1 protein-coding gene is annotated in these 290 nt (G+C 63.1%); it reads right to left on the reverse strand.

What is annotated here, in order from left to right; genetic code table 11:
• Positions 1-105 precede the first annotated feature (105 nt).
• The coding region (locus AX703_RS28110) for a hypothetical protein (RefSeq protein ID WP_197423831.1) at positions 106-290 on the reverse strand (185 nt) is incomplete at its 5' end.

Below are 290 nucleotides of genomic sequence, written 5' to 3' on the forward strand. Positions count from 1 at the left end.
GAACAATACTACGCTACGGCACCCCAAGCGACTCTCCCGCGGAGCGGGTTCGTGCTCTGAGCGAATTCGGTCGTCCAACAACCGCGAGCGACAAAGCCAACCCCCTCAAGCCACCTTCACAAAGCTATCAATCACCCGCTTGCGCCCTGCGCTTTCGAAATCGATCTCCAGCTTGTTGCCTTCCTGCTCGGCGACGGTGCCGTAGCCGAACTTTTCGTGGAAGACGCGCGCGCCCACGGCGATGTCGCCGCGGGGTTTGGCGGCGAAGCTGGCGGCGCTGCGGGTGGGTT

Source organism: Novosphingobium sp. CCH12-A3 (genome assembly GCF_001556015.1).
Lineage (GTDB): Bacteria > Pseudomonadota > Alphaproteobacteria > Sphingomonadales > Sphingomonadaceae > Novosphingobium > Novosphingobium subterraneum.